The sequence below is a fragment of the Rhodococcus sp. EPR-147 genome (assembly GCF_001647185.1).
Taxonomy (GTDB): Bacteria; Actinomycetota; Actinomycetes; order Mycobacteriales; family Mycobacteriaceae; genus Rhodococcoides.
In genome coordinates this window covers 1-5,951 of the sequence record NZ_LVCU01000533.1, presented here as the reverse complement: position 1 = coordinate 5,951, position 5,951 = coordinate 1, and the positions used below count along the sequence as shown (strand labels likewise).

6 protein-coding genes are annotated in these 5,951 nt (G+C 65.4%); 1 reads left to right on the top strand and 5 read right to left on the bottom strand.

Annotation, left to right across the window (positions count from 1 at the left end; all coding sequences use genetic code 11):
* The 5 genes from A2J02_RS23495 to A2J02_RS23475 all read right to left on the bottom strand — a co-directional run.
* A partial coding sequence (locus A2J02_RS23495) for an FAD-dependent monooxygenase (RefSeq protein ID WP_156516357.1) occupies positions 1-246 on the bottom strand: 246 nt, incomplete at its 3' end.
* A 67-nt stretch (positions 247-313) separates the two neighbouring features.
* Complete coding sequence (locus tag A2J02_RS23490; protein ID WP_068054358.1) at positions 314-1,066, bottom strand: IclR family transcriptional regulator; 753 nt, start codon at positions 1,064-1,066, stop codon at positions 314-316.
* 94 nt (positions 1,067-1,160) lie between these two features.
* A complete protein-coding gene (locus A2J02_RS23485; RefSeq protein ID WP_068054355.1) occupies positions 1,161-2,663 on the bottom strand; it encodes a carboxyl transferase domain-containing protein in 1,503 nt (500 codons plus the stop codon).
* Positions 2,660-3,859: a CaiB/BaiF CoA transferase family protein gene (locus A2J02_RS23480; RefSeq protein ID WP_068054352.1), complete on the bottom strand. Its 1,200-nt coding sequence runs from the start codon at positions 3,857-3,859 to the stop codon at positions 2,660-2,662. The genes A2J02_RS23485 and A2J02_RS23480 overlap by 4 nt, the downstream gene beginning before the upstream one ends.
* 212 nt (positions 3,860-4,071) lie before the next feature.
* A complete protein-coding gene (locus A2J02_RS23475; protein ID WP_068054349.1) occupies positions 4,072-5,442 on the bottom strand; it encodes an SLC13 family permease in 1,371 nt (456 codons plus the stop codon).
* Positions 5,443-5,636: 194 nt separating this feature from the next.
* Here A2J02_RS23475 and A2J02_RS23470 point away from each other — a divergent pair.
* The coding region (locus tag A2J02_RS23470) for a FadR/GntR family transcriptional regulator (RefSeq protein ID WP_156516356.1) at positions 5,637-5,951 on the top strand (315 nt) is incomplete at its 3' end.

Sequence of the window (5,951 nt, the reverse complement as noted above, 5' to 3'; positions counted from 1 at the left end):
CTCTTCCGGCCACTGCAGATAGATTCCGCGATGCTCGTGGCCTTCGCGATGCAACCGCTCCCCCAGGCCGTGGTCGTCGAGCAGCTGAACCGTCGAGTGTTCGAGGATGCCGGCCCGAATGCGCGAGAGCACGTACTCCTGCGTGCGTGACTCGATCAGAACAGAGTCGATTCCCTGCTCCCCGAGCAGGTGGGACAGCAGCAGACCCGCGGGCCCTGCACCGATGATGGCGACCTGTGTTCGCATGCATCGAGTACACCGCGCATCGGGGCCGCGAACAAGACCATGTTTCCACTCAGCGAAAACATCGATCTCATCCCCGCAGACTTCGCTCGATTCCTCGCGCGGCAACCTGCAGAGCGGCAACCAGTCTGGCTCGATCTCGTCCGATGCTCGGAACCACGATTCCCAACGCCGCCACCACTCGTTCGCCCTCGCCGCGGACCGGTACGGCCACCGAACACGCCCCCAGCGTCATCTCCTCGACCGTCTGCGCATACCCCTCGCGATGCACTCGGCGTAGTTCGCTGTCCAACTTCCCCGGATGAGTCACCGTGTACGCGGTGATGCGGGTCAGGTTCCTCAACACGCGGTCGTGCACCTCACGCGGGGCGTAGGCCAACAACACCTTGCCGACTCCGGTCGCATACAGGGGCAGACGCGCTCCGACCCGGCTGACCGCAGGCACCGACGCGTGCCCGGCAAGCCGGTCGAGATAGAGCACCTCGTCGCCGTCGCGAATGGCCAGATGCACCGTGGCGAGTGTCGCGCCGTAGATGTCGTGCAGAAACGGTGAGGCGATCTCTCGCAGATCGGCTTGATCCGGTGCCAGCAATCCCAACTTCCACAGTCGACGCCCCACCACGTAGCGGCCGTCCTCGCCGCGAACGAGCGCGCCCCAATCGACCAGTTCACGCACCATCCGATGCGCGGTGGCGATGGGCAGGCCTGCGCCGTCGGCCAGTTCGGACAGCGTCAGCGCAGGGGTCTTCTCGTCGAACACAGCCAGAAGCGCCAGCAGCCGCGAGGCCACCGACACCCCTGGATCCCGCGCATTGCCCGCCACCCGGACGACGATAGCCTCCCCGACCACCCGCCGAACTCGAAGTTATGGATACATTTCGGCCGAAAACCGTCCATAACTTCGAGTTCGGCGGGAATTACACCGCGGCGGCCGCGAAGCCGATTCTGTTGAATCTCTTCTCTCGGGCGATCATCCGCATCGACGGGTCCTGAGCGATCAGTTCGGCGAGCTCCCGGTGCAGTACCGCACCCACCCGGTCGCAGAACTGCTGCGATTCGTCTGCCGCGTCGGGCAATTCGGGAATGATGATGTCGACAACGCCGGCTCGGAAGAGATCGAGCGAGCGCACTCCCTGCTTCGTCGCCATCTCCGCGGCGTGGGCGGTGTCGCGGTGAACGATGGCCGATGCCCCCTCGGGCGGCAGCGGCGAGAGCCACGCATGCTGGGCGGCGAGAACGCGGTCCGCGGGTACCAGAGCGAGTGCGCCGCCGCCGGTACCCTGCCCCAACAGCAATGACAGCGTGGGGGTTTCGAGGTCGACCATGTCTGCGATGCACCGTGCGATCTCGCCGGCCAGGCCACCTTCCTCCGCCTCCTTCGACAGTGCGGCACCCGCCGTGTCGATGACGGTGACGAGCGGAAGCTTCAGATCCTGGGCCAGACGCATACCGCGTCGAGCCTCGCGAAGCGCTGCGGGACCGAGCGGCGTTTTCGTCGTCTGACCGCGTCGATCCTGCCCGAGCAGAACACAGGGCATGTCGCCGAACCGGACGAGGGCAAGAATCAGACCCGGATCCCACTCCCCTTGGCCGGTTCCGTTGAGCGGCAGCACATCTGCTGCGGTACTGAACAGCAGCTCACGGACCCCGGGGCGATCGGCTCTGCGCGAGGCCAGAATGGACGTCCACGCGGGTACGTCCTCGATCTTCCATTCGAGCGCCTCGACGGCGCGGGGGCGGTACGACGGGATGTCGGTCATGATCCGCAATGCGCGATCGACGATCTCGCCGAGTTGCTCGGGCGGACGGATGGCATCGATGAGCCCGTGGGCCTGAAGGTTCTCCGACGTCTGCACGCCCGTGGGGAACTTCGCGTCGTAGAGCGCCTCGTAGACGCGGGGGCCGAGGAATCCGACGAGAGCACCGGGCTCGGCGACGGTGACGTGACCGAGCGATCCCCAGGACGCGAACACTCCGCCGGTGGTGGGGTGCCGCAGATAGACGATGTACGGCAGGTTCGCCGCCTTGTGCGCGGTGATCGCGGCGGTGATCTTGACCATCTGCAAGAACGCGACCGTGCCCTCCTGCATTCGGGTTCCGCCGGACGTAGGCAGCGCCAGCAGCGGCAGCCGCTCGTCGGTCGACCGGTGTACGGCGTTGACCAGGCGCTCGCCCGCCGCGACCCCGATCGAGCCGGCCAGGAACGCGAACTCGCCGAGCAGGATGGCCACCTTGCGGCCGCGGATGGTCGCGGAGCCGGTGAGCACGGACTCGTCCAGGCCGGTCTTCTCGCGTGCCGCGGCGAGTTCGCCTGCGTACTCGTCGTCGACGACGTAGTCGGCCGTCGGGGTGTCCCAGGAGTCGAAGCTGCCGGAATCGATCACCAGATCGAGGAGTTCGAGGGCGGTCATTCTGGTCATCGTGTCGCCTCTTTCAGCCAGTCGCGGACGAGTTCGTCGTCGGCACCGAGCACCGGCGGTGCCAGGTGATTGGTTTCGGTGACCTCGGTGCCGTCGGATTCGAAGAACCGCAGTGGCGGTCCCGGCAGTGTCACCGTGCCCAACGTCGTGTGCTCGACGTCCACCAGCAGGCCCTGGGATTTGGTCTGCTCCCACTCGTAGACTTCCTGGACGTTGCGCACTTTGCCTGCGGGAACACCGATCTCGTCGAGAAGGGCCAGCAGCGGTTCGGTCTCGTACGTGCGGAAGATCTTGGACACGAGTTCGATGACATCGTCGCGACTGTTCACCCGTTGCGGGTTGGTGGCCATGCCTTCGAGATCGGGGTCGATGCCGAAACCCTCGCAGAACCGATGCCACAGTCCCTCGCTGCCCCCCGAGATCTGCACTGCGCCATCCGATGTCGGGAACAATCCGTACGGGCAGATCGACGGGTGGTGATTGCCCTGCGCCGCGCCGACCTCGCCTGCGACGGTCCACTTGGTGCCCTGGAAGGCGTGCACTCCGACGACGCTGGCGAGCAGCGAGGTACGGACGACCTTGCCGCGGCCGGTGCGGTCGCGTTCACGCAGTGCAGCGAGAACGCCGAAAGCTCCGTACATTCCGGCCAGCAGGTCCGCGATGGGAACGCCGACGCGCTGGACGTCCTCGGGACCCGAGCCGGTGAAGGACATCAGCCCGGCCTCACCCTGAGCGATCTGGTCGTAGCCGGAGCGGCCGCCCTCGGGGCCGTCGTGACCGAAGCCGCTGATCGACAGCACCACTGTGCGCGGGTTGATCTCGGCGATCCGCTCGGGCGAGAAGCCGAGTCGGTCGAGAACACCGGTACGGAAGTTCTCGAGCAGTACGTCTGCCCGTTCGATCATGTGCTCCAACGCTTCTCGGCCGTCGTCGGTCTTGAGGTCGAGCGCGATGGACCGCTTGTTGCGATTGGCCGAGAGGAAGTACGTCGACTCGCGCTCGGCATCGCGCGGAGTGACGAAGGGGGGACCCCAGACGCGGGTGTCGTCGCCGCCCTTCGGGGTCTCGACCTTGATGATGTCTGCGCCGAGGTCGCCGAGCATCATCGCCGCATGCGGACCGGCCAGGGCGCGGGTCAGATCGACCACCACGGTGCCTTCGAGCGGTCCGGTTCTGCCTGTCGTGTTGAGGGGCATCGAATTGATCCTTACGTCGAAGCGAGGTGGGAGCCGGACCCGAAGTCCGATTGGATTACTGGGCCAGTGGACTAGCCAATTCAATTGGACCAGCGAACCACGGCGATGTCAAGTAACGATGTACGCGCCTTTGCCCAGCTCAGACGCGTGATGGCGGCACGTCGAACACACGTGCCGCCATCATCGAGCGTCTGTTTTCCACTGCAGTACCGCTACATCCAGCCGGGTACGACCAGCAATGCCCAGGCGATCAGCGGGCCGATGACCACCACCAGTGCGCTGTACTTGAGGATCTGCTTGTAGAAGACGTCGCGGTCGATGTCCTGGGCATTGGCGAGCACCAGGGCTCCGTTGGTCGAGAACGGACTGACGTCGACGATGGTCGATGCGATGGACAGAGCCACGATGACTCCGATGGCTCCCACCTCACCGGCGAGCAGGAACGGAACCGCCAGCGGGATGGTGACGCCGAGGATCGCGGTGGACGACGCGAAGGCCGAGACGATGGCACCGATGTAGCAGAGCAGCAGCGCCACCAGAAGCGGGATGCCGATGCTGGCGACCGAATCGCCGACGTACTCGACGGTTCCGGCTTCCTGCAGCACCCCGACGAACGTGAGCACGCCACCGATGAGCAGCACCGTCGACCAACTGATCTGGTTGATCGCGCCCTTCTGGGCCTTGGGCGATGCGAGTGCGAGGATCACGGCCACCGTCATCGCGATGAATCCGACGTCGAGGTCGAGCACGAGGGCGAACAGAGCCAGCGAGGCCAGGCCGACGAGCGTGAGAATCTGATCGAAGGTGATGGCCTTGACCGCGGTGGCCAGGGGTGGCGCATTCTCGACCGTGACCGTCTGACCGGACGGACGAGGCGTCGATGCACCGAAGCCGCGCATGACCGTTCGCGAACCCGAACCGCCGACTCCGCCGGTGTCACCGTCGGGACGCGTGCCGTCCTCGTCGTGCACGCTGCGTCCGATGAGGGAGCGGCCACCGAGGAACATGAACAGCAGCGCGCCGATCGCGGCGTTGAAGAACAGGCTGCCGAGGAAAAGTGTGAGCGGACTGTTGACGAGTCCCGCGTTGGCGGCGATGTTGTTGACCGTGACGCCGTAGATGCTGATGGGCGAGAATCCGCCTGCCTGCGCGCCGTGGATGACCATCATGCCCATGAGCAGGGCGTTGATCTTGTAGCGCGCGGCGAATCCGAGGGCGATCGGGGCGACGATGGCCACCGCGGCCGGTCCGAGCGCACCAATGGAGGTCAGGACACCGGTGATGCCGAACATCACCCAGGGGATGAGTGCCACCCGGCCTCCGACGAGTCGAACGGCTCCGCGGACCAGCAGGTCGACCGTGCCGTTGTTCTGCGCGATGGCGAACAGGTAGGTGATGCCGACGAGCGTGAGGAAGAGACTGCTCGGGAAGCCGGCAATGATGTCGTCGGCACCCATGCCCACGGCAAGTGTTCCGACGAAGAACGCCGCCACGAACCCCAACGCGCCCATGTTCACGGGGAACACGGTTGCGGCGAGGAACATGACGACGAGCGCAAGGATGGGTATCAACTCGGTCGACATCGAAGGTCTCCGGTCCGTCTGTGGTGTCACCCGAGCGGTTGCCCAGGATCTCCAGTGGCTAATTGGACTGGCCACTGAGTCAATAGGGACTCAACCAGTGAAGTGGATCACTTGTCAACCCCCGATGTGTCCGCCGTTACGTGCATGGCGGCGACTAGGGTGGAGGTCCAGAGGAACAGAGAGCGAGTGACACAGTGGCTGAGCAAATTCGCCCCGTGACCCGACCACGGCTGTACGAGGTCATCGTCGAACAGCTGTGCAAGCACATCGCCGACCGCGAGATGAACCCTGGCGATCGACTTCCGCCCGAGCGCGAACTGGCCGGACACCTCGGGGTCAGTCGAGCATCCTTGAGCCAGGCCCTCGTCGCCCTCGAAGTACAGGGCATCCTGTCGGTCCGGCACGGCGACGGCGCAGTGCTCGTACGACGGCCCGTGGGAGACATGGCAATTCGTGCTCTACGCGAGCACGCAGACCGGCTACCCGAGGTGATCGAGGCCCGCGAGGCA

Bases quoted from the DNA above. Each gene is read 5' to 3' on its own strand.
- A2J02_RS23485 (WP_068054355.1), bottom strand. From the start codon at position 2,663: ATGACCAGAATGACCGCCCTCGAACTCCTCGATCTGGTGATCGATTCC.
- A2J02_RS23480 (WP_068054352.1), bottom strand. From the start codon at position 3,859: ATGCCCCTCAACACGACAGGCAGAACCGGACCGCTCGAAGGCACCGTG.
- A2J02_RS23475 (WP_068054349.1), bottom strand. From the start codon at position 5,442: ATGTCGACCGAGTTGATACCCATCCTTGCGCTCGTCGTCATGTTCCTC.